Here is a 23,419-nt window from a genome sequence, read left to right on the forward strand (position 1 = left end):
TGTGGCTCACCTGATCCGGCGCGCATCCGATTCGCCGCAGTCGGGCATCGGACTCGGGCCCGGACCGATTGGCCACGTCCACGGAGAAAAGCTACGCTTCTCCCGAGACATCAGATAGTCCCAAGATCGGCGAATCCGAATGCACCATCGACACATGACGACGCTCTCCTTTGACGTGGATCGCTCCACACGCACGTCGCTGTCCGTCCAGATCTACAGTTCGATCCGCGATGCGATCGAATCCGGCAAGCTGGCTTCGGGCGCGCGGCTGCCTTCCTGGGCCGATCTGGCCGCGCAGCTCGGCGTATCGCGCGGCACCGTGCGCGCCGCCTACGAGCGTCTGATCGACGAACAATTCGCGATCGGCCTCGGCGCGGCCGGCACGCGGGTTGCCGAGCGCCCTGCCGCGCCGATGGCGGCCCGCTGGACGCCGGAGGCGTCGCCGCTTCCGGATCTGTTCGACGCGTTCGGCACGGCACCGCTGCCGTTTCAAATGGGCGTACCGTCGCAGGCAGCCTTTCCGTTCAAGCTCTGGTCGCGGATCCAGGCGCGGTCGGCGCGCCGGGCGTCCGCAGCGCCCGTGGGATACCCGGACCCGCGCGGCGACCCGGACTTGCGCAGGGAAATTGCCGCCTACCTCGGCGTCGCACGCGGTCTTCGATGCAGCCCGTCGCAGGTTTTCGTCACCGCCGGCTTTTCCGGCGCGCTCGGCCTCGCGATACGCGGACTCGGCATGGAAGGCCGGCAAGCGTGGATCGAGGATCCCGGCTTTCCGCTCACGCGTACCGCGCTCGGGCTGGCCGGCATGACGGTGACGGCCGTGCCGGTGGACGGCGACGGGCTCGACGTCGATGCCGGCATCCGGCACGCGAACGAAGCCGCGCTTGCGGTCGTCACGCCGGGCCAGCAGGCGCCGCTCGGGGTGACGATGTCGCTCGCCCGGCGGGTTTCACTGCTCGCGTGGGCCCGACGAAACGACGCGTGGATCGTCGAAGACGATTATCTGAGCGAGCTCCAGTTGAGCGGGCGGGCCGCGCCCGCGCTTGCGTCGATCGATCAGGACGGACGGGTGCTGCACATCGGCAGTTTCAGCAAGACGATCAGCCCCGCGCTGCGCCTGGGTTTTCTCGTGGTCCCGCCGGACCTGGCGCGCCGCCTCGGCGATGTCGCCGCGTGCCTCGCGCCCGCGCCGGCGGCATGCGTGCAGCATGCCGTCACCGAATTCATGCATGACGGGCACTATCTGCGCCATTTGCGCCGGATGAAACGCCTCTACGCGGCGCACCGGGAGAACCTGATTCGTTGTCTGAAAGAGCAGGACCCGGCCGTGATCAAGATTCAGGCCACGGCCGGCATGGCGGTGGTGACGACGCTGCCCCCGGACGTCTCGGACGTCGATATCGCGTCGCGCGCACGCGCATGCGGGCTGGCGCCGGTCCCGCTGTCGCCGTGGTACACGCGCACGCGCGGGCAACAAGGGCTGCTGCTCGGCGTGACGAATCTGAACGAACGCACGCTCCGGACCGACTGTCACCGTCTGGTGGAGCTCATTCGCGAGCGCGGCTGAGAGCCGGCGCGCGGGACGCCGTCAGCTCGTCTTGGTACAAGAAAAATGTTCATTCCTGGTGCTTTCTACTGTTCGCGCACAACACGACAATGTGCAGACATCAACGAGCCAGACGACCATGAACATTCAGTCCATTGCAATTGCCGCGTGCGCGGGCATCGCCTGCTGCATCGCAGTGCCGGCCGCGGCGCACGGCGCGGGTGAAACCGTCACGCCGAACTTCCAGCACGCGATTCCCAACATCCCCGGCAAGTCGTTGACGGCCGTCGTCGTCGACTACGCGCCCGGCGCGGCATCGTCCGCGCACCGGCATGCGGGCTCTGCTTTCATCTACGCCTACGTGGTATCGGGCGACATCGAGTCCCAAGTGAACGACGGCCCGACCCGCGTCTATCACGCCGGAGAAAGCTTCTTCGAGGCACCCGGCGCCGTTCATCGCGTGAGCCGCAATGCAAGCGGCAAGCGGCCCGCCCGGTTGCTCGCGGTATTCGTCGCGGACAGCAACGACAAGGTCCTGACCACCCCGGTCAAGTAAAGCCCTTCATCAAGGAGTCAGATCATGAGCAAGCGTCTCGATTACAACCAGATCGCACCGGCCGGCGCGAAGGCCCTGGGCGGTGTTTACGGTTATGTGATGCAGAGCGGGCTGTCGCCCGTTCTCGTCGACCTCGTCTACCTTCGCGTATCGCAGATCAATAACTGCGCGTACTGCCTGGACATGCATACCCGAGACCTGCTGAAGAAAGGCGTGAAGGTCGACAAGCTCGCGCTCGTGCAGGCATGGAGGGAGGCCGGCAATCTGTTCGACGAACGCGAGCGGGCCGCGCTCGCATGGGCGGAATCGGTCACGCTCGTCGCGGCAACCGGCGTACCGGACGAAGCGTACGATGCCGCGCGCGCCGTGTTCGATGAGCGCGAGATCGTGGACCTCACGATTGCGATCAGCCTGATGAACACGTACAACCGGATGGCCATCAGCTTCCGCAACACGCCGCAGGCCGTGCTGGAGCAATGACGCGGTTCGGGAACGCCGGTTCGCCCCGCTGCCGGCGCGCGTCCCGCGCCGGCAGGACAGGCAGCCGACAATCGGCGTCGCATGTACGGCGGCAAGTGCCGCGCAATGCTGATGTATCGGCACTTCCGATATTCGCCGGCGTCTCGCAAAGAGCCTCGGAAACGCTGCAGCGGCCGCCTACTCCACCATCTTCGCCCCGATCGCATCGGTCGGCCCCGGCATCCGCAACGCATCATCACGCACGCGCCGCGCCTCGCGCGCCGTATAGCGATCCTTCAACCGCAGGAACGGCTTCTCGACGAAAAAGTAGCTCGCCGCCGCGGCCAGCAGCGCCCACACGATGCCGAGCGGAAACGCGTGCGCGGCCGGCAGGCTCGGGTTCGCGAACGGCTGCTGCCACAGATACAGGCTGAACGAAATCGTGCCGATGAACACTACCGGCTTGGCCCGCAACCACCGCGCGCACCAGAACTCGCTGCGGAAATTCAGCACGACGATCACGATTGCGATCAGTGCAGCCTCGAGCGTGACGCCATACGTCGCATTCCAGAAGCCGCCGAGCCGATGTTCGGCAACCGGCATCCCGAACAGCACGACGAAGACGAGCGCCGTCACGATGCGCGCCTCGCCGCGCCACGAACCGATCCACGCTTCGAGCCGTTCGCGCTCGAGTGCCGCGTAGCAGCCGATCAGGATCGGATCGACGCCCGTATGCAGCATCATCGCCAACTGCCCGCGCAGCGCCGGCGCGACGAAATACGTCAGCGCGCGCACCAGCGGCACGATCAGGATCAGCGCGGCGAGCCACCGCGTGCCGCGCCGGCGCGCGCCGTACACGAACAGCAGCGGCCAGAACCAGTAGAACTGCTCCTCGAGCGCGAGCGACCAGAAATGGCCGAGATACCACGCGCCGTCCGGATGCAGCGCGTTGTCGCCGGCCAGCCCGAACCACGCCGAGTAGTTCCACACATGCAGCGCCGCATACAGCCACTGCCGGCGGTCCACGTCGAGCCAGCCGGTAACGGCGAGCACGCCGACGGCCGCAAGATACACCTGGCAGGCCGGCCAGATCCGCAACGCACGGCGAACGTAGAACGACGTCAGCGCGATGCCGCCGGTGCGCGCGAATTCCGCGCGCAGCACGTTGGTGATCAGGAAGCCGCTGAGGACGAAGAAGATCAGCACGCCGAGCCGACCGTCGGCGATCAGCCGCAACGGCGCGAACCAGCCGGTGTAGCCGCCCGGCAGCACGCGCTGCGCATGGCCGACGACGACCATCGTCACCGCGACGGCGCGCAACCCGGTCAACTGCGTGACGCGATGGTTCATCGGCTGGTTCCCGTTGGCACGTGAGGGGCGATGCGGTGGCCGGCGCCCGCGCACGGCACGCCGATATGCCGCCGCGATTTTGTATGAAAAATATCGGAATGAAATTGCGCAAAAATTTCCCGGCGCCGATGCAGGCCGAAACGCGGGCGCCGCGCCACGCGAGCCGGCCGGTACGCAATGAACGGATTGAATGGGCATAATGACAAGCCTCGCCTGGCGGCGCCCGGTCCGATGCAGACACAACGAATTTGCGGCACCGCAATATCGATACTCAAGGTATTGCGGCGCGCACACCGGCCCGTGCGTCGCCCGCCTTTCTGCCGACACTCATTCCGGAGCCTGCCTGTGTACCCACCGATCGAACCCTACGCCCGCGGCCATCTCGACACCGGCGACGGCCACCGCATCTACTGGGAGCGCTGCGGCAATCCGTCCGGCAAACCGGCCGTGTTCCTGCACGGCGGGCCCGGCGCGGGTTGCAGCCCCGACCATCGCCGGCTGTTCGATCCCGAGCGTTACGACATCCTGCTGTTCGACCAGCGCGGCTGCGGACGCTCGACGCCGCATGCGAGCCTCGAGCACAACACGACGTGGGATCTGGTCGCCGACATCGAGCGGCTGCGCGAGATGGTCGGCGCAGAACGATGGCTCGTGTTCGGCGGCTCGTGGGGCAGCGCGCTTGCGCTCGCGTATGCGGAAACGCATCCGCAGCGCGTAAGCGCGCTGGTCGTGCGCGGCATCTTCACGATGCGTCGCGCGGAGCTGCTGTGGTACTACCAGGAAGGCGCGTCGTGGCTGTTTCCCGATCTGTGGGAGGAATTCCTCGCGCCGATTCCGGAGGCCGAACGCGGCGACCTGATGGCCGCATACCATCGCCGGCTGACGGGCGACGACGAAGCCGCGAAGCTCGAAGCCGCGCGCGCATGGAGCGTCTGGGAAGGCCGCACGATCACGCTGCTGCCCGATCCGACGCTGGCCGCACACTTCGCGGACGGCCACTATGCGCTCGCGTTCGCGCGGATCGAAAACCACTACTTCGTGAATCGCGGATTCGTCGAAGAAGGCCAGCTGCTGCGCGACGCGCATCGCCTCGCCGGCATTCCGGGAGCGATCGTGCAGGGCCGCTACGACATCGCGACGCCCGCGCGCACCGCATGGGATCTCGCGAAAGCGTGGCCCGACGCGACGTTCGAGATCGTGCCCGACGCCGGGCACGCATACAACGAACCGGGCATCCTGAAAGCGCTGCTCGCGGCGACTGACCGGTTCGCGGCGTAGCCCGCGCTCAAAATCGCGGCGCTACGGCGGGCCTTGCGGGCCTGCACGCGCCGCACGCATTCAAATTCAAAGCGCGGCTTCGACGATCGTCCGGCCGCTGATTGCGCGCTCGACGAGCTGTTCGTCGCCCACCTTGCGGATCGCGTCGTCGAGCAATCCTTCCGGCTCTTCGGTCGCGACCTTCAGCAAGCCCGACAGGCCGCGCGCGTCGAGCACGACGAGCGTCTCCATCGAATCCGCGCGGCTCACGAGCACGCGGCGGAACGCCGGGCCCGCGCCGAAGCTCGCGCACAGCGCTATCTTTCCGCCGCCGAGCGTGTAGTCGAAGTTCTTGATCATGTTGGCCGCCGTTGCAGGAGAATGGCGACGCGCGACGGCGCGGCGCCGTGACGTCGACGCACCCGCGCGTGCCGCCGGCGCCGGACCGCGACGCGATCCGTTCGCCGGCACGACCATCCTAGGCGTGGAGTATTAACGAAGACTTAAACGCGGAAACGGCCCCGCGCCGGTCGATCATGACGTATCACGGCGCCGCTTCGTCCAGCGGCTCGACGGTCACGCCGACCTTCAGCTCCTGATCCGCGCCGCCGCCGCGGATCACGCCGCGCAGCGGCGTCACGTCCGCGTAGTCGCGGCCGATCGACAGCATCACGTAGTCGTCGCCCGGCGCACGATCGTTGGTCGGGTCGAGTTGCAACCAGCCGCCGTCTTCCGGCCACGCGGGATCGTACACGTCGACCCACGCATGCGACGCATCGGCGCCGATCAGCCGCGGCTGGCCCGGCGGCGGCTGCGTCAGCAGATAACCGCTCACGTAACGGGCGGCGAGCCCGAGCGAGCGCAGTGCGCCGATCATCACGTGCGCGAAATCCTGGCACACGCCGCTGCGCAATCGCAATGCATCGAGCGCGGTCGTCGTGATGTCGGTGCTGTTCGGCGTATACGCGAAATCCGCATGAATGCGCCGCATCAGATCCCACGCGGCCTGGACGAGCGGCCGATGCGGCGTGAAACTCGCGGCCGCATATGCGGCCAGCTCCGGGTCGCACGCGACGTGCGGCGACGCGAACACGAACTCGCTCGCCGCGTCGTACGGCTGGCCTGCACGAAACCGCAGCCGATCGCGTACGGCTTCCCACGCCGTCGCGTGTTCGGCGTCGGGGTGCGCGATCGCGGGCGGCGGCGCGCCGCGTGCGCCTTGCGACCACACAGGCGCGCTCACGCGCACGGTGCTGCGGCTGCGCACGAGCAGCGCGTCGTGAGGCTGGTTCAGCGCGAACGACGCGCGCGCGTTGCCGAACGCATCGATCTCGGTGCCGACCGATTCCGGTGAAGGCTCGATGTCGAGCGCGAACGACAGCACCTGCTGGCGGGGCGTCGCAAGCGGCTGCAGTCGCGCCTGGTGCTGCGCGGATTCGACGCGCGCCGCGTAGCGGTATTCGGTGTCGTGCGTGACGCGCAGCACGCGGCCGCGCGCGGCGGCAGCCGGTGCGGCGGGCGCGACAGGCGCGTTCGACGAAGCCGGCGTGGCCGATTTGGCCGCCGCCGGCGTGACCGCTGGCGGCTTCGCACTGCCGGAACCGGGCGTGGGCGGCGTCTTCGCCGCGTGTTTCGTCGTCACCATAGCGTCCTGCCCGCCTCGCGCACGTGACTGAAATAGCGCTCGCCGATCCGGTTCGACAGATCCCACACCGCCTTCGCGGTCGTGTCGAGCGCGGCGAGCAGCTTGTCGTGCCGGCCGTCTTCATCGGTCTCGCACAGCTCGTGCAGCGACCACGCGGGCACGTCCGGAATCGTCTCGGCCAGCTCGGACAGCGCATAGCCCTCGCTGCGCTCGACCTTCGTCAGCCGGCCGCGCAGCGCCTGCACGACCCAGCCGAGCGAGCGCGGGTTGTCGGTGTCGAGCACGACCAGCGACAGCAGCGGCGCAACGTCGAAACCGCGCTGAAACCGCGAGCGGAACGTGATCGTGCTGTCGAACAGTTCGAGCACGAGTTCGAAGCCGTCCTGCCGGTGCACCGCGCCCTCGTCGAACGCGAACTTCAGCACGCTGCACAGGAAGTCCAGCCGGTCGATCTGCCGGCCGATCGACAGCAGCCGCCAACCGTCGTCGCGCGTCATGTTGTCGGTCTGCGCGCCGGTAATCGCGCCGAGCAGCAGCCCGAGCCGCTCGAGCAGTTGCAGCGCCTCGTTGCCGAGCTGCTCCTCCGCCTCCGGATGGTCGGCGCTGTCGGCGAACAGCTGCGTCGCGTCGTCGATCAGCCGCCACTGGTCGCTCGACAGCCGCTCGCGGATCGCCGCGGCCGCGCCGCGCATCCCGAACAGGCACGACGCGATGCCCGACGTGCGGTCCGCGCCGCGCGTCAGCGACGTCGCGAGCGCGTACTGGAACGCGCGCGGCGCGTCGACGGCATTCGGCGCATCGGCGGCGACCAGCCCCGTGTCGCGGCACAACGTGTCGATCAGCTCCAGGTGGGCGGGACTGTCGACGTCGTCCTCGCCGCGCAGCCGCTCCAGCGCCGCACGCGCGAGCCGCATCAGGTTGGTCGCGCGCTCGGTGTAGCGGCCGAGCCAGAACAGGTTCTCGGCCGCGCGGCTCGCGATCGCGCGCGGGCGCTCGACGAGATCGTCGGGGCCGAGACGCGTCTGCAGCAGTGTCGTCGAATCGACGATGCCTTCGGTCATCACCCACGTATCGATGGTGCTGCCGCCGCGCGGCATCGGCGCGTTGAACAGCGTGTCGCGCGTGCCGACGCGCGACAGGCCGCCCGGCAGAAGCCGCCAGCGCTGCGCGCCGTCGGCGAGCGCGAACACGCGCAGCAGCAGCGGCTTCGGCACGATTCGCGCGCCGCCCTGGCCGTCGGGCTGCCCCGGCCACGTCGGCGCCTGCGACAGCGGTAGGTCGGCCTGCACGGTGTAATGCTCGGGCCGCGCCACGATCCGCGCACGCCACTCGGCCAGTTGCGCCGGCGTGAGCCGCGAACCGATCACCGGGTCGAACGCGCCGCCGTCCTGCACGTCCGGCGGATACGACGGCTTCACGATGCAGCGCGCGAGCTGCGGCAGCGCGTCGTCGCACGCGGCCGCCTCGCCGCACCACCACGAATGCACGGCCGGCAGCGTCAGCGTTTCGCCGAGCAGCGCTTCCGCGAGGCGCGGCATGAAGCCGAGCATGCCCGGCGATTCGAGGAAGCCCGAGCCCGGCGCGTTCGCGAGCAGCACGTTGCCGGCGCGCACGGCCTGCAACAGCCCCGGCACGCCGAGCATCGAATCGGGCCGCAGCTCCAGCGGATCGAGCCACGCGTCGTCGACGCGCCGCAGGATCCCGTGCACGGGTTCGAGCCCGCGCAGCGTCTTCAGGAACACGTGGTTGTCGCGCGCGGTCAGGTCGCCGCCCTCGACGAGCGTGAGGCCGAGGTAGCGCGCGAGATACGCGTGCTCGAAGTACGTCGCGCTGTGCGGCCCCGGCGTCAGCAGCACGATCCGCGAGTTCTTCGTGGCCGGGCTGAGCGCCTGCATGCTCTGCAGCAGCGACCGGTATGCGGACGCGAGCCGCTGCACGCGCAGCCCGCGGAAGCCGCGCGGAAAGAGCCGCGACACGATCAGCCGGTTTTCGAGCAGATAGCCGAGGCCGGCCGCGCCCTGCGTGTGCTGCGCGACGATTCGCCATTGCCCGTCGGGGCCGCGCGCGAGATCGAACGCGACGACGTGCAGCCACGTATCGCCCGGCACGCGCGCGCCGCGCATCGCACGCAGGTAGCCCGGATGCCCGGTCACGAGCGCCGGCGGCAGCAATCCGCGCTGCAGGATCGTCTGCGGCCCGTACAGGTCGGCCATCGTCGCGTTCAGCAGCCGCACGCGCTGCAGCACGCCGCGCTCGATCGCGACCCAGTCCTCGGGCGTGACGATCAGCGGCAGCAGGTCGAGCGACCACGGGCCGGCCGCGCCGTCGCCCGCGCGTTGTTCGTGGAGCTGGTAGAACAGGCCGTTCTCGCGCATGCGCCGCTGCAGCGCATCGGCGCGGCGATCGAGGTCCGCCACGCCGTCGCTGCCGATGGACGTAAAAAAGCTGCGCCATGCGGGCGCGAGCGGCGGCGCATTCAGGCCGGCGGCACTGCCGCGCAGTTCGTCGTAGCGGCCGGCTGCGGCGGGCGCCGCGAGCGCGGCGGCCAGTTCCGCGGCGTCCGGCTGCGCGCCGGTATCGAAAAGCGTGGGCATCGCGTCGGCGTCGGCGAGATCGTCGGGGTAAATGGGCGGCACGGTCGGTATCGTTCCGTCGTCAGGGTGCGGCCGCGCCCGCGCGCCGCCGCACCGGCGGCCGGGCGCCGCGGGTGCGACGAGTACGGCGGGCAGCCGCAATCTGCCCGCATCCTAACACTTGGGCGCCGCCGCGATCGGCCGGCGTGCCGGGCGGCCGCGCACCGCGCATCGTCGTGCGTCGTTTCATCCGATGATCATGGCCGCCGCAGGTCGAGCGTGAACGGGAATTCACGGCTCGGCGCGGCCGGCGCCACGGTCATCCGTCCCGGCGTGTGCCCCATCGCGACGAAGCGCGCGAGCCGGCGGCTCTCGGCCTCGTACGCGTTGACCGGGAACGTCGCATAGTTGCGTCCGCCCGGATGCGCGACGTGATACCGGCAGCCGCCGAGCGAGCGCTCCAGCCACGTATCGACGATGTCGAACCTGAGCGGCGCGTGCACGCCGATGGTGGGATGCAGTGCCGACGGCGGCGCCCACGCCTTGTAGCGCACGCCCGCGACGTATTCGCCGACGGTGCCGGTCGGCTGCAGCGGCAGCGCGCGGCCGTTGACGGTCACGACGTGCCGGTTGTCGTTCAACCCGGTCACGCGCACTTCGAGCCGTTCGAGCGACGAGTCGACGTAGCGCACCGTGCCGCCGATCGCGCCCTCCTCGCCCATCACGTGCCACGGCTCCAGCGCGCCGCGCAGCGACAGCTGCATCCCGTTCACCGCGATCTGGCCGAACAGCGGGAAGCGGAATTCGAAATGCGGCGCGAACCACGCGGGATCGAACGCGAAACCGGCGTCGCGCAGCTCGGCGAGCACGTCGTCGAAATCCATCTTCAGGAACGCGGGCAGCATGAAGCGATCGTGCAACGCGGTGCCCCAGCGCGTGAGCGGCGTCGTATACGGCGCGGCCCAGAAGCGGGCGACCAGCGCACGCAGCAGCAGTTGCTGCACGATGCTCATCCGCGCATGCGGCGGCATCTCGAACGCGCGCAGTTCGAGCAGGCCGAGCCGGCCGGTCGACGAATCGGGCGAATACAGCTTGTCGATGCAGAATTCGCTGCGGTGCGTGTTGCCGGTCACGTCGATCAGCAGGTTGCGCAGCACGCGATCGACGAGCCACGGCGGCATGTCCTGTCCGTACAGCAGCTTGTTGCGCTGGATTTCCGCGAACGCGATGTCGAGTTCGTACAGCTGATCGTTGCGCGCCTCGTCGACACGCGGCGCCTGGCTCGTCGGACCGATGAACAACCCGGAGAACAGGTACGACAGCGACGGATGGTTGTGCCAATAAGCGATCAGGCTCGCGAGCAGATCCGGGCGACGCAGGAACGGGCTGTCGGCCGGCGTCGCGCCGCCGAGCACGAAGTGGTTGCCGCCGCCCGTGCCGACGTGCCGCCCGTCGACCATGAACTTCTCGCTGGACAGCCGCGACTGCCACGCGGCGTCGTACAGGAATTCGGTCTGGTCGACGAGTTCGGCGAAGCTCTTCGCCGGATGCACGTTCACCTCGATCACGCCGGGGTCTGGCGTGACCTGCAGCAGCTTGAGCCGTGCGTCGCGCGGCGGCGGGTAGCCTTCGAGCACGAGCTTCACGTCGAGTGCGTGCGCGGTCAGCTCGATCGCGGCCAGCAGGTCGAGATAATCCTCGAGCGCGGCCAGCGGCGGCATGAACACGTACAGGATCCCGTTGCGCACTTCGACGCACAGCGCGGTCCGCGTGATCCAGGCGGCCGATTCGAAGCGCTCGGGGGCGCGCTGCGGCTCGAGCGGGCCGCGCGCGGCATACGGATGCTGGTCGCCGGCGGCCGTGCCGTCGCTGCGCCATTGCATGACCGTGTGCGCGGGCGCTTCGCGTTGCACGCCGGCCAGGTAGCGCGGCGCGTCGGCCGTGCCCGCATGACGCGCACGGAATGTGGCCGCGTCCGGCAGCACGTCGCGCGGCGCGAACGGATCGCGTTCGACGAGATACGGATAGTCGGCGGCGGCGACCCACGGCAGCGAATCGAGCGGCAGCCGATAGCCCATCGGGGAATCGCCGGGCACGAGGTACATCCGCTCGTCGCGGAAGAACCACGGGCCCGTCTGCCAGCGCGGACCTTCGAGGCCGGGCACATCGTCCGTGCGCTTGATCGGCAGCACGTAGCCGACGACGCTGTCGAGCTGCTGGTCGAACACCTTGCGCAGCCGCGCACGTTCGAGCTCGTCGTCGAGCCGCGAGTCGAACGGATCGACGTTCACGGGCAACCGGCGCTCGCGCCACAGGTAGTACCACACGTCCTCGTAGCCGGGCCGCACGAACTCGTCGGTGAGCCCGAGGCGCGCGGCGAGCGCATCGATGAAGCGCTTCGCATCGGCGCTCGTGCACGCGGACGGCTCGCGCTCGTCGGCGAACAGCGACGGATCGTGCCACACGGGCTGGCCGTCCGCGCGCCAGAAGATCGATAGCGCCCAGCGCGGCAGCTGCTCGCCCGGATACCACTTGCCCTGCCCGAAATGCAGGAAGCCCCCTTCGCCGTATTCCGCGCGCAGCCGCTGCACGAGCTCGGTCGCGTAGCCGCGCTTGGTCGGACCGAGCGCGTCGGTGTTCCACTCGGCGCCGTCGCGATCGTCGATCGACACGAAGGTCGGCTCGCCGCCTTGCGTGAGCCGCACGTCGCCAGCCGTCAACGCGCCGTCGACCTGCGCGCCGAGCGTGCGCACGGCGTCCCACTGCGAATCGGTATAGGGCTTCGTCACGCGCGGCGATTCGTACACGCGCGTCACGGTCATCTCGTGCTCGAACGAAACTTCGCATTCGTCGATCAGCCCTTCGACCGGCGCGGCGCTGGTCGGCTGCGGTGTGCACGCGAGCGGAATGTGCCCTTCGCCGGCAAGCAGGCCCGACGTCGGATCGAAGCCGATCCAGCCGGCACCCGGCAGATAGACTTCACACCACGCGTGCAGGTCGGTGAAATCGACCGACGTGCCGCTCGGGCCGTCGAGCGCCTTCACGTCGGGCGTGAGCTGGATCAGATAGCCGGACACGAAACGCGCGGCGATGCCGAGATGCCGGCACAGCTGCACGAGCAGCCACGCGCTGTCGCGGCACGATCCGGACGCGAGTTCGAGCGTCTGCTCGGGCGTCTGCACGCCCGGCTCCATCCGCACGAGATAGCTGATGTCGCGCTGCAGTTGCTGGTTCAGCGCGACGAGAAAGTTCACGGTGCCGGCCGGCGTGCGATCGACGCCGTCGAGATACGCGCGGAACAGCGGCGCCGCGCTCGTCTGCGGATCGCACGCGAGATACGGCGCGAGCTCGGTCTTCAGCGCGTCGTCATAGCTGAACGGGTATTGCTCCGCGCTCGCTTCGAGAAAGAAGTCGAACGGGTTGTACACCGACATCTCGGCAATGAGATCGATCGTGATCGCGAAGTGCTTGGTGCGCTCCGGAAACACGAGCCGCGCGAGATAGTTCGAGAATGGATCCTGCTGCCAGTTGATGAAGTGCTGCGCGGGCTCGACCGTCATCGAATACGCGACGATCGGCGTCCGGCAATGCGGCGCGGGCCGCAGCCGCACGATCTGCGGCCCGAGGTTGACCGGCCGGTCGTAGCGGTAGCGGGTGGTGTGATGCAGCGCGACGTGGATAGGCATGGGAAAGCCGCTCGGTTCGGGTTGGGCCGGCCGCGCGCGCCGCGCCGCCGTCGCTGCGGCGGCACGGCACGGCGGAGTCGGCGAAGGTGCGCGTCAGACGAGTTCCGGCGACTGCACGACACTGATTTCGACGGCGACGGCGCTCGCGCCGAGCCCCGTCACCGGTTGCGCGTCGCGATGGTCGAGGCCGACCGCGATGCGCACGTAGCGCTCGTCCGGGCAGCGGTTCATGAAAGGATCGAAACCGACCCAGCCGAGCCCTTCGACGTATGCCTCCGCCCACGCATGGCCGGCCGGCTGCTGCATCAGCGCCGCGGCCTGCGGCTGCGCGCCGAGCGCCGGGTGAGGCACGCCCATCGATTGCGCGGCATGCGATGCGCCGAGCACCTGCTGCATGCCGTCGCCGGTCTGCAGCGCCAGCGCTTCTTCGGCTTCGGCTTCGGCTTCGGCTTCGGCTTCGGATTCGGCCTCGGCATCGTCGCCGCTCGCGCTCTGCTTCGCGTCGGCGATGCGCTGCATCGCGCTGTCGGCGAGCACGTAGCCGGAGATGTAGCGCGCCGGCACCTTCAGCGCACGCGCAGCCGCGATGAACGCATGCGCATGATCGCGGCTCGTGCCCTCGCCGCTTTGCAGCGCGGTTTCCGCATCGACCGCCGCATCGGCGAGATTCGGCGCGTATGCGATACGGCCGTGCACTTCCGTCATCAGCCAGTGCAGCGCATCGAGGCTGCGCGGCTCGATCGGAATGGCCTGCGTGAGTTCGCGCACGGTGTCCCCGGCCTTCGTGAGCGCGGTTTCTCGCTCGAAGATCCACGGCGGCGCATAGCCGTCGGTATTGCCGAGAATGCCGGCACGGTCCTGCGTCTCGACGACGCCGGCCGCGACCACGACGATCTCCTGCTTCGCGCCGCGGTCGTGCCGCACGAGGTCGATCCGGTTGCCGAGCCCGTCCGCGTAGGACAACGTCGGCTCGACGCCGTCGATCGTGACCTGCCACGCGCGCACCGTTTGCCCGGGCCCCGACTGCGGGCGCAGCCGCAGCCGTTGCAGCGCATGGGTGGCTTGATCGTCGAACTGATAACGCGAGATGTGTCGGATGGCGAGTCGCATGGCGGGCCTCAGTCGAAGTTGTACGCCTCGGCGATGTCGATCCCGAGACTGTTGTTGCGGCCGATGAAATCGGTCAGGAACTCGTGCAGGCCGCTCTTGAAGATCCGGTCGACCGACGTGTCGGACAGCATCTGCAGGATCTTCGCGGCCGTGTCGTGACACGGGTGTGTCACGCCGTAATCCTTCGCGAGCATGTTGAGGCTCGATACGACGCGCCCGTAGCAATAGCGCAGCGAGCGCGGCATGCGGCCGTTCAGGATCAGGTAATCGGCGATGTTCATCGGCTTGTATTGCACGTCGTACACCCACCGATACGAACGATGCGCGGCCACGCAGCGCAGGATCGTCTCCCACTGGTAGTTGTCGAGGATCGTGCCCACGTGCGACACCGACGGCAGCAGCAGGTGGTATTTCACGTCGAGGATGCGCGCGGTGTTGTCGGCGCGCTCGACGAACGCGCCGATCTGCGCGAAATCGAAGATCTCGTTGCGCAGCATCGTGCTGTAGAAGCTGCCGAGAATCAGCGCGGTTTCGCGCTTCACTTCGTCGAGCACGGCGGGCAGCGCGCTCTCCGGCACTGGCTGCGCGAACGCGCGGCCGAGCGCGAGCCACGCGCCGTTCACGCTCTCCCACGCCTCGCGCGTGAGCGCCGTGCGCACCATCCGCGCGTTCGAGCGCGCCGCTTCGATGCACGACAGCACGCTCGACGGGTTGTCGCGGTCGCGCAGCAGGTAGTCGGTCACGGTGTCGGCGGCATATGCGTCGTACTTCCGACGATAGCCGTCGTCCGCGCCCGAGCTGACCAGCACCGACGACCATTCGGCCGGCGCGTCGGACGTGCGCGTGAGCGCCATCCGCAGCCCGGCATCGACGATGCGCGCGATGTTCTCCGCGCGCTCGATATAGCGGTACATCCAATAGAGGCCGCTCGCAGTTCGTCCCAGAAGCATCTCGTGTCCACTCCGTCTTCGTTCGGTTCGCGCGCCGGCTGCGGCGCGCGCGGTCGTGCGCGGCTCAGTCGGCCAGCACCCAGGTGTCCTTGGTGCCGCCGCCCTGGCTCGAGTTGACGACGAGCGACCCTTCCTTCAGCGCGACGCGCGTGAGCCCGCCCGGCGTGATGCGGATCCGGTCCGACACCAGCACGAACGGCCGCAGGTCGACGTGGCGCGGCGCGAGGCCGGCATCGGTCAGGATCGGCGTCGTGGACAACGCCAGCGTGGGTTGCGCGATGTAGTTCGCGGGGCGCGCGCGCAGCTTCGCGGCGAACGCGTCGAGTTCGGCCTTCGACGCGCACGGGCCGACCAGCATCCCGTAGCCGCCGGAGCCGTGCACTTCCTTCACGACGAGTTCGTCGAGATGGTCGAGCACGTATTTGAGGCTGTCGGCCTCGCCGCAGCGCCAGGTCGGCACGTTCTCCAGCAGCGCCTTGCGGCCCGTGTAGAACTCGACGATCTCCGGCATGTACGAGTAGATCGCCTTGTCGTCGGCGATGCCGGTGCCGGGCGCGTTCGCGATCGTGATGTTGCCGGCGCGGTAGACGTCCATGATCCCGGCCACGCCGAGCACCGAATCGGGGCGGAACGTGAGCGGATCGAGGAACGCGTCGTCGACGCGGCGATACAGCACGTCGATCGGCTGGAAGCCTTCGGTCGTGCGCATCGCGACGCGGCCGTCGATCACCTGCAGGTCGCTGCCCTCGACGAGGTGCACGCCCATCTGGTCGGCGAGGAACGAATGTTCGTAGTACGCGGAATTGTGGATGCCGGGCGTGAGCACGGCGATCGTCGGATTGTCGGCGTTGCCGCCCGGCGGACAAACGGCCGCGAGCGACTGGCGCAGCATCTGCGGATAGGTCTCGACCGGGCGCACCTTCACTTGCTGGAACAGCTCGGGAAACAGCTGCATCATCGTTTCGCGGTTCTCGAGCATGTACGACACGCCCGACGGTGTGCGCGCGTTGTCCTCCAGCACGTAGAACTCGTTCTCGCCGGTGCGCACGATGTCGACGCCGATGATGTGCGTGTACACGTTGCCGGGCGGCCGGAAGTCGATCATCTCGGGGATGAACGCGTCGTTGTGCGCGATCAGGTGCTTCGGCACGATGCCCGCGCGCACGATTTCCTGGCGGTGGTAGATGTCGTCGAGGAACGCGTTGAGCGCCATCACGCGCTGCTCGATCCCGAGCGACAGCCGGCTCCATTCCGCGCCGGAGATGATCCTCGGCACGATGTCGAACGGAATCAGCCGCTCGGCGGCCTGTGCATCCCCGTACACGGCGAACGTGATGCCCGTCCTGCGGAATACGCCTTCCGCATCGTGGGCCTTCTGGGCAAGGCTCGCGGGGTTCTGCGTGTCGAGCCATTGCTTCAGGCGCGCGTAGGGCGCCCTTACCATGTCGCCGGATTGCAGCATTTCATCGAATGGCTTCATCGATCTTTTCTCCATCGATCGTTTTCCCCGGCATTGCGCATGCCGGACCGGCGTACTGACTATCTTGCAAGGAACGTGCCTTGCGATATCCCCTCAGGTTCCCCCATTTTGTCGCGCGGCCGGCACGCCCCCGCAGCATGCCGCACCATCATGGTGCGGCGTACCGCGCAACACGCGCCCCAGTGGCGTGCCGTCGCCCGGCGGCGGCGGCTGTTGCGCTGCGTCCGTCGAACATAGTTCGCCTGCGTGTCACGACTGTGCAATCTGCACTGCACCAATCCTACTGCTGCCCACCCGCCTGCCGCGACCGCGATGCCGGCCCTCGGCGGCTGCGTGTCCGCGTCGGCACGGCTTCCCGCCGCGGTGCGGCAGGTCGCGCCACGCGACCTCCCCGCCGTTCGTTGCCGCATCGCGGCGAATCGCGCTGCGACCGTGCGAACCCGTGACGGCGGCCCGTGATGCACCGCTGACGCGACGGCGCCGCATCCCCCGGTGGCCCGGCGGAATAGCGAAAAGGCGGGCCGGCACGAGGCCGGCCCGGGGGGGAAGTGCCGTCCGCGACAGGCCGGGCAGTTCGACGCGGTGAACTAACCGGTTAGCCGGATCAGGCCCCTCGAACTTATGCAGCCGTAATACCGCCGACAACGCCCATGCATATTTCGACTAACACTGATCGAAAAAAAACATCGGCCCGCATCCGCGAGGCGCGGTACGCTACCAAACCGGTTCAGCGAAATGGCGCCGCCCGTCGCGGCGCCGACTATAAACAGCGAAGATCAACATGGAAGCGAAGTGGCTGGAAGATTTCCTGAGCCTTGCGGATACCAAGAGCTTTTCCCGGGCAGCACGTCATCGGCACCTCACGCAGTCGGCATTCAGCAGGCGAATCGCCGCGCTCGAAACGTGGATGGACGCGAAGCTGGTCGACCGCAGCATCAACCCGATCGCGCTGACGCCGGCCGGGCAGATGTTCCGCGGGCTGGCCGCGGACATCCTGCGCAGCATGTATGCGGCCCGCAATCTCGTGAACGGCTACGACCAGTTCGCGGCCAGCGATCAGGTCGTTCGCTTCGCGGTCGCGCACACGCTCGTGTTCACGCTGTTTCCCGAATGGCTGAAGCAGCTCAACGGGGAAGTCGGCCACGTGAGCGCGCGCGTCAATGCGGTGAACGTGCCCGAAGGCGTGCAGCAGCTCGTCGAAGGTGAATGCGACCTGCTGCTCGGCTACCACCATCCGCAGCTGCCGATCGTGCTCGATCCGAATCACTTTCCGTTCGTCACGCTCGGCGTCGAACGGATCCTGCCGGTGTCGACGCCCGACGCGCGCGGCAAGCCGGTTTTCGAACTGCCGGGCACGGCCGACGCGCCGCTGCCGCTGCTCGCATATTCGTCGGGCGCGTTCCTCGGCAACGTCGTCGAGATGCTGCTGCTGAACGCGTCGGAATCGTACGCGCTGCACCGGTGCTTCGAAACGCACATGTCCGAGGCGCTGAAGGGGATGGTCGTCGCCGGGCACGGGATCGGCTGGCTGCCGGAAAGCTGCGTCGCGAAGGAACTCGCGGAGGGCTCGCTCGTCTGCGCGGGCTCGGCGGACTGGATCACCGAGCTCGAGATTCGCTTGTACCGGTCGGCGCGCAAGCGCGGGCTCGCGGCCGAACAGCTGTGGAGCTACATCATGAACCGGCCGCGTGCGGCAGCCGACGGCACGATCGCCGCCGCTTCGCCGATCACCCCGCTCGCGCCGGCCGTGCGCATCGCGCGCCGCAGCGCGGGCGGCAGCCGCTGACGCTTTTCGTCGAGCTTCGCCGGCCCTTCGTACTGATCGCCGCGCGCGGCGCGGATGAAAACCGGCCGTCACGCGGCATTTTCATTCTCATGCGGGCCGGAGCACTTTCCGGCCCTGCTCCGCACCCGCCAATTACGTCACACCGATTATCGATAATACGAAAACGGCAAACGTTTGCGCGCGCGAGTGGATTTTCTACTCACCACCATCTCGACCCAGCATTACTTTCCGATTCGTCGGGCGGAAATACCCTGTTACAGAAAATAACCGAAGTTTCGATTTTCATCAGATGCGGTTTTGCGAAAAAAACTCGCACCCCCTTTTTCGTTTCACGCCGCGCGTGCTCCGAAGGTATGCGTAATACATCGATGACAGAGGCAAATCCGCCTTTTATCAGTCGTTATTTTTCGGCAAAAATTCCGATACGTCTTACATCGTAAGTTTCTGGACGAGTCACCACTACTGCCGAGCAAATTTCGTGTCCGGCAATATCGACTTTATTCAGCGTTAATCCATTTCGTCGAATGAGTAGCACCCCTGTTTAAATACGACGTTTAAAGCGCGTCTCATTGGGACCACTCTCAGTTGTTTGTTCAAAACCCATCGTGTATCAATAGCGTGTCGCAAAAAGAACGCCGTTAATCCGACTCGGAATAAATGCGTTGTCATCGATTCCGGATGGAGGTTGCAATGTCTTCCTCGACGTTTGAACAGCATGCTCGCGCGCTCCTCGGCATCGTCGTAACCGCCTTCTGCGTCAATGCCGGAGCACAGACTCCGCCCCGAAACCAGTCGGCGACGCCAGCGTCCGGCGACGGCTCGGGGCGATACACGATTTCGTACATCTGCGGTGATGCACGAATCGACGGTACGGCGCCGCTTCCCCCCGACGGGCGTCCGTACAACCTGGGCGTGTCGTTCGTATCGGGCGGCACCGGGCAACCGCTGTCGAACGTGGACGTGCGGCTGAGACGGCATGGCCGCGTACTCGTCGAGTTCAAGGCAACCGGGCCGCGCTGTCTGTTCAGCGTGCCCGACGCAAGCTACCGGGTCGAAGGGACCTATCAGGGGGCCACGCAGTTCGCGATCGTCGAAACGGGTGCCCTCACCACGCAGTTGAAATGGTGAACCGCATCCGGACCCGCGTGCCGACGGCGCGCGGGATCGCACCGTTCCCCGCCATCCATCATACGAGGAGGATTGAATGACTCGTGCAGAACGACCGGACGGCTCGCCCGTCCGTGAGCCGAAACCCTCATGGGGTCCGGGAAAGAATGCGGCGCTCAGCATCGTTGCGTTTGCCGCGATCTTCGGGGCCTTCGCGTATGTCGAGCGAGACGGGAGGGTCGGCCATGCGAGCGTGACGCACGACATCGCCGGCGTGATCGGCAGCGCCGTCGGGAAGTACCGCAGCCTCGTCGAGACTGCGGCGACGGGCGCGTCCGGTGCACCCGGCTCAGCCGCGCCAGGCGGCGCGACGTCGACCGTCGCGCAGGCCGCAATGCCTGCGATGCCCGCGCCGCCTGCCTCGGCGACGCCTTCGGTATCGGCCGCAGCCGCCGCCGAACCGGCCGTGCAGCCGCCACCGGCAGCCCGCTCCACCGCGCGTCACGCGCGCCCCACCCATGCGCCGTCCACGCGGCTCGCAGCCGACGCGTATGCCGCGTCGGCCAGCGGTCGTACCGGGCGAGCGGCCGATGCGCACCGTACGTCACGGACGCAGACGCTGGCGCGCACGAGAAAACGTGCCGACCCCGCACCCGGACTGCAGCCGCAGTCGTATACCGCGGACACCGCGCACATGGAGCCCGCCAGCGTCACACGCGACGATCTGGAATGGGCCCGCGCACTGGCCCGGGCGCGCTCGTGCGCCGTGATCGACGCATGGAACTGCGTGGAGCAGAACGCGAGCCGCGCACTCGCCATCGACCCGAAGAACAGCGAATCGCGCGCGCTGCTCGGACAAGCGATCCGCAACCGCCTGTGAGCCGGTCGCATGCCGCCGGATCTCGCTGCCCGGCGGCGCGACGGCCGGCGCGCGTCGCCGGGCGTGTAATCGAGGTGATCGTTACAAAGTGAGGAGACACACCGTGGCCAACAATCGTCAACAACAATGCACGACCGTCGCTCCGCCCGCACGGCGGATCCTCCTGCATGCGCCGCTGCTCCTGCTGCTCGTCGCGTCCGGCTCCTGCCTTGCCGCCGAAGGCGACGAGCAGCCGCGCGGCGCGAGTGAAATCGCCGGAACGAACGGCGCGGCGGACGCGCCGCCGCCCGACGTGCAGCCGGCCGGTGTGTCGATGCAGGGCGCCCAGGCCGCCGGCGCCCTGCCCCCGAATGCGCCCACGCCGATCGCGCAGGCGTCCGATGCGTCGATGCAGATCGCGCAGGCTTCGGCCCCCCAGCCGCCGGCGATGCCGACCACGGTCGTGGTCGAACCGGAAGCGCCGCAGCGGAGCGATCCGGCACCGGGCGCGCAACCGTCGAATGCGCCGACGCAGGGCACGCCGGCATCGGATACCGCGGCGCCGAACACGTCGGCACCGCATTCGCAGACGTCGGATGCGCCGATCCAGCTGGCACAGGTATCCGATACGCCGTCGTCGACCATCCCGGCATCTCGTTCGCAGTCGCCGGATGCGCCGATGCAATTGGCGCAAGCATCCGACACCGCGTCTGCGAACGTCCCCGCATCTCGTTCGCAGACGATGCAACTCGCTCAACCGTCCGACGCCGTGCCGCCGGCAACGCCTGCACCGGTCGCGCAGGCGACCGATGCGCCAATCCAGCTCGCGCAGGCAACGGACACGTCGCCGCCCGCCCCTCCTGCACCTGCGTCCGACGCGCCCGCGCCGAGCGCGCACCCGTCCGACGCCCCTACGGGGCTCGCACAGACCGCGCGCCCCGCACCGGCGAATCCGCCGACCCGGACCGCGCAACTCTCCGGCACGCCGATGCCGAACTCGCCGGCCCCCGTTACCACGGCGCCCGGCGCGCAGCCGCCATCGACGCCCGCGCCCGGTTCTCAATCGCCGGGCGCGGAACTGCCCGGCCAGGCAACGCAACGCTCGCAGGGGCCAGACGTCCAGGCACCGAACGCGCAGGCGCCGAACCTGCGTACCGCCGACGTCGCGACCGTGCGCAACGACGTGTTCGGCCTCGCGGCGAGCGGCGGCGCGGTGAAGGCGCTCGAAGAAGCGAAGGCGCGGCCCGATGCGTTCTCCGCGGTCGACGTCGCGCAGCTCGAGGAACTGTCGATTCGCCAGCAGGTACGCGGCGGCCGCGACAAGTCGCGCTCGATGACGAGTCCCGACCGCTTCGACGGCCTCGACAACGCCTTGCGCGCGGCGGACGAGCTCGACAAGCGAATGCCGGCCACGCCCGAATACACGCCGGTCCGGACCGCGCTCGCCGGCGACCGCACGGTCGCGCTGGCCGCGCGCGGCGACATGAAGCAGGCCGTCGCGACGTTCGAGACGATCCCGTCCAGCGCGGAAATCTCGATCGACGCGCTGGCGGCCGTCGGCGATGCGTATCTGTACCTGAGCGAGCCCGGCAAGGCGAACACGGTCTACGCGCGTGCGCTGCAGCAGGCGACCGCGTCGCCGACGGATCGCGCGACCCGCGGCTTCCAGTACGGCGCGCGCACGCAGCCGATCGAGCTGCGCGAAGGGCTGTTCTGGTCGTACGTCGACCAGGGGCGCGCGCCGGAAGCGAAGCAGGTGCTCGACGACATGGAGAAGTCGCTGCCGCCGGTCAAGCAGGTGACGAACGTCGGTCCGGGAGAAAGCGACTATCTGCGCTACTACCGGCTGCGCGCGCAGTACCTGATCTTCACCGGGCACGTCGACGAAGGGATCGCCGCGCTCGAGCAGCTCGAAAAGGAGGTGCCGTTCAACGCGGAGGTCCGGGCCGCGCATGCGGACGCGGTATCGGGCCAGTCGCATCCGCGCCAGGCGATCGCGATGTATCGCGCGTCGCTGACCGATCACCCGGACAGCGTCGAAATGCTCGCGGGCCTCGGCCGCGCGTCGCTCGTGGCGGACGACTACGCGACCGCGCGCACGGTCGACCAGACGCTCGACAACACGTTCCCGGACAGCGGCGCCGTGCGCGGCTTCAAGCGCGACTACAAGGCGTACCGCAGCCCCGTGTTCACGACCGACCTGAGCTTCGAACACGGCAACAGCGCGCTGGCCGACAACAGCTTCACGTCGGACAGCTACGTGTATTCGCCGCCGTTCGGCGACAACTGGCGCGTGTTCTCGCATACGTTCTTCGGCTACGCGCAGACCGACGGCGGCACCATCAAGCGCACGCGCACCGGCATCGGCGGCGACTACCGGCACGGGCCGCTCACCGTGCAGGGCGAAGTCACGCGCTCGTTCGGCACGGACGGCCGCACCGGCGGCCGCGGGTCGATTGCGTACGCGCTGAACGACTACTGGACCGTCAACGCCGGGCTCGACTCCAACGACAACTCGCTGCCGTGGAAGGCATACGCCGCGCACATCTGGGGCCGCTCCGCGAATGCGTCGGTCGTGTTCCGGCAGAACGACCGGCGCGAGGTCAAGCTCAGCTACGGCGTGAGCCGCTACAGCGATTCGAACTTCCATCAGGAGATCGCGGCGACGGCCACGCAGCGCGTGTACACGTCTGCCCGGCAGCTCGTCAACGTATCGCTGGATCTGGGCACCGACAGCAACACGCGGCGCGACGCGCCCTACTACAGTCCGGCCCGCGACTATGCGGCCGCCGTGACCGTCATGCACCAGATGATGCTGTGGAAGAAGGGCGACATGGGGTTGCAGCAGCGCCTCTCCGTGTCGGGCGGCGCCTATAACGAGCGCGGCTTCGGCACGAGCGCGCTGTGGAGCGCGCGCCTCGAACATGCGTGGACGTTCAAGCACGACATCACGCTGAGCTATGGCATCGAGGTCAGCAGCCACGCGTACGACGGTCAGCGCGAGCGCTCCGAAACCGGCTTCCTGTCGGTCAACCTGCCGTTCTAATCAGGAGAA

16 protein-coding genes are annotated in these 23,419 nt (G+C 68.3%); 8 read left to right on the forward strand and 8 right to left on the reverse strand.

What is annotated here, in order from left to right; translation table 11 throughout:
- Positions 1-154: 154 nt before the first annotated feature.
- The 3 genes from pdxR to BSE24067_RS17110 all read left to right on the forward strand — a co-directional run bounded on the left by pdxR (position 155) and on the right by BSE24067_RS17110 (position 2,582).
- Entirely contained in the window at positions 155-1,567 is a 1,413-nt protein-coding gene (gene pdxR, locus BSE24067_RS17100; RefSeq protein ID WP_151065200.1) for a MocR-like pyridoxine biosynthesis transcription factor PdxR, read from the forward strand.
- A gap of 118 nt (positions 1,568-1,685) precedes the next feature.
- On the forward strand, positions 1,686-2,102 hold the full coding sequence (locus BSE24067_RS17105; protein ID WP_151065226.1) for a cupin domain-containing protein: 417 nt from the start codon (positions 1,686-1,688) through the stop codon (positions 2,100-2,102).
- Between the two features lie 24 nt (positions 2,103-2,126).
- The gene (locus BSE24067_RS17110) at positions 2,127-2,582 is read left to right on the forward strand and encodes a carboxymuconolactone decarboxylase family protein (RefSeq protein WP_151065201.1); all 456 of its coding nucleotides are present in this window, start codon (positions 2,127-2,129) and stop codon (positions 2,580-2,582) included.
- A gap of 177 nt (positions 2,583-2,759) precedes the next feature.
- Here BSE24067_RS17110 and BSE24067_RS17115 read toward each other — a convergent pair whose 3' ends face one another.
- The gene (locus BSE24067_RS17115) at positions 2,760-3,911 is read right to left on the reverse strand and encodes an acyltransferase family protein (protein ID WP_151065202.1); all 1,152 of its coding nucleotides are present in this window, start codon (positions 3,909-3,911) and stop codon (positions 2,760-2,762) included.
- A 345-nt stretch (positions 3,912-4,256) separates the two neighbouring features.
- On the opposite strand from BSE24067_RS17115, the gene pip reads away from it, so the two are divergent.
- Positions 4,257-5,189: a prolyl aminopeptidase gene (gene pip, locus BSE24067_RS17120; RefSeq protein WP_151065203.1), complete on the forward strand. Its 933-nt coding sequence runs from the start codon at positions 4,257-4,259 to the stop codon at positions 5,187-5,189.
- A 66-nt stretch (positions 5,190-5,255) separates the two neighbouring features.
- On the opposite strand, the gene BSE24067_RS17125 is transcribed toward pip, so the two are convergent.
- From BSE24067_RS17125 to BSE24067_RS17155, 7 genes are all read right to left on the reverse strand, one after another.
- A complete protein-coding gene (locus BSE24067_RS17125; protein ID WP_151065204.1) occupies positions 5,256-5,528 on the reverse strand; it encodes a hypothetical protein in 273 nt (90 codons plus the stop codon).
- 184 nt (positions 5,529-5,712) lie between these two features.
- Entirely contained in the window at positions 5,713-6,813 is a 1,101-nt protein-coding gene (locus tag BSE24067_RS17130; protein ID WP_151065205.1) for a transglutaminase family protein, read from the reverse strand.
- Positions 6,807-9,407 (reverse strand): circularly permuted type 2 ATP-grasp protein, encoded by a 2,601-nt coding sequence (locus BSE24067_RS17135; protein WP_151065227.1) that lies wholly within the window; start codon positions 9,405-9,407, stop codon positions 6,807-6,809. Before BSE24067_RS17135 ends, BSE24067_RS17130 begins: the two co-directional genes overlap by 7 nt.
- A 236-nt stretch (positions 9,408-9,643) precedes the next feature.
- Positions 9,644-13,072 (reverse strand): transglutaminase family protein, encoded by a 3,429-nt coding sequence (locus BSE24067_RS17140; RefSeq protein WP_151065206.1) that lies wholly within the window; start codon positions 13,070-13,072, stop codon positions 9,644-9,646.
- Positions 13,073-13,165: 93 nt separating this feature from the next.
- Positions 13,166-14,182, reverse strand: coding sequence for a transglutaminase family protein (locus BSE24067_RS17145; protein ID WP_151065207.1), 1,017 nt, complete (start codon positions 14,180-14,182; stop codon positions 13,166-13,168).
- Positions 14,183-14,190: 8 nt separating this feature from the next.
- Positions 14,191-15,132 carry an alpha-E domain-containing protein gene (locus BSE24067_RS17150; protein WP_151065208.1) on the reverse strand — a complete coding sequence of 314 codons (942 nt, stop codon included), beginning with the start codon at positions 15,130-15,132 and terminating at the stop codon, positions 14,191-14,193.
- A 64-nt stretch (positions 15,133-15,196) separates the two neighbouring features.
- Positions 15,197-16,612, reverse strand: a complete 1,416-nt coding sequence (locus BSE24067_RS17155; RefSeq protein ID WP_170297484.1) for a circularly permuted type 2 ATP-grasp protein — start codon at positions 16,610-16,612, stop codon at positions 15,197-15,199.
- Positions 16,613-17,393: 781 nt separating this feature from the next.
- Between BSE24067_RS17155 and BSE24067_RS17160 the strand changes: the two genes are divergently transcribed.
- The 4 genes from BSE24067_RS17160 to pgaA all read left to right on the forward strand — a co-directional run bounded on the left by BSE24067_RS17160 (position 17,394) and on the right by pgaA (position 23,410).
- Positions 17,394-18,398 carry a LysR substrate-binding domain-containing protein gene (locus BSE24067_RS17160; protein ID WP_151065211.1) on the forward strand — a complete coding sequence of 335 codons (1,005 nt, stop codon included), beginning with the start codon at positions 17,394-17,396 and terminating at the stop codon, positions 18,396-18,398.
- 690 nt (positions 18,399-19,088) lie between these two features.
- Positions 19,089-19,526, forward strand: a complete 438-nt coding sequence (locus tag BSE24067_RS17165; RefSeq protein ID WP_151065212.1) for a hypothetical protein — start codon at positions 19,089-19,091, stop codon at positions 19,524-19,526.
- Positions 19,527-19,602: 76 nt separating this feature from the next.
- Entirely contained in the window at positions 19,603-20,385 is a 783-nt protein-coding gene (locus BSE24067_RS17170; RefSeq protein ID WP_151065213.1) for a hypothetical protein, read from the forward strand.
- Between the two features lie 103 nt (positions 20,386-20,488).
- Positions 20,489-23,410: a poly-beta-1,6 N-acetyl-D-glucosamine export porin PgaA gene (pgaA, locus tag BSE24067_RS17175; protein ID WP_151065214.1), complete on the forward strand. Its 2,922-nt coding sequence runs from the start codon at positions 20,489-20,491 to the stop codon at positions 23,408-23,410.
- Positions 23,411-23,419 lie beyond the last annotated feature (9 nt).

The sequence above is a fragment of the Burkholderia latens genome, assembly GCF_902499045.1.
GTDB classification, from domain to species: domain Bacteria; phylum Pseudomonadota; class Gammaproteobacteria; order Burkholderiales; family Burkholderiaceae; genus Burkholderia; species Burkholderia latens.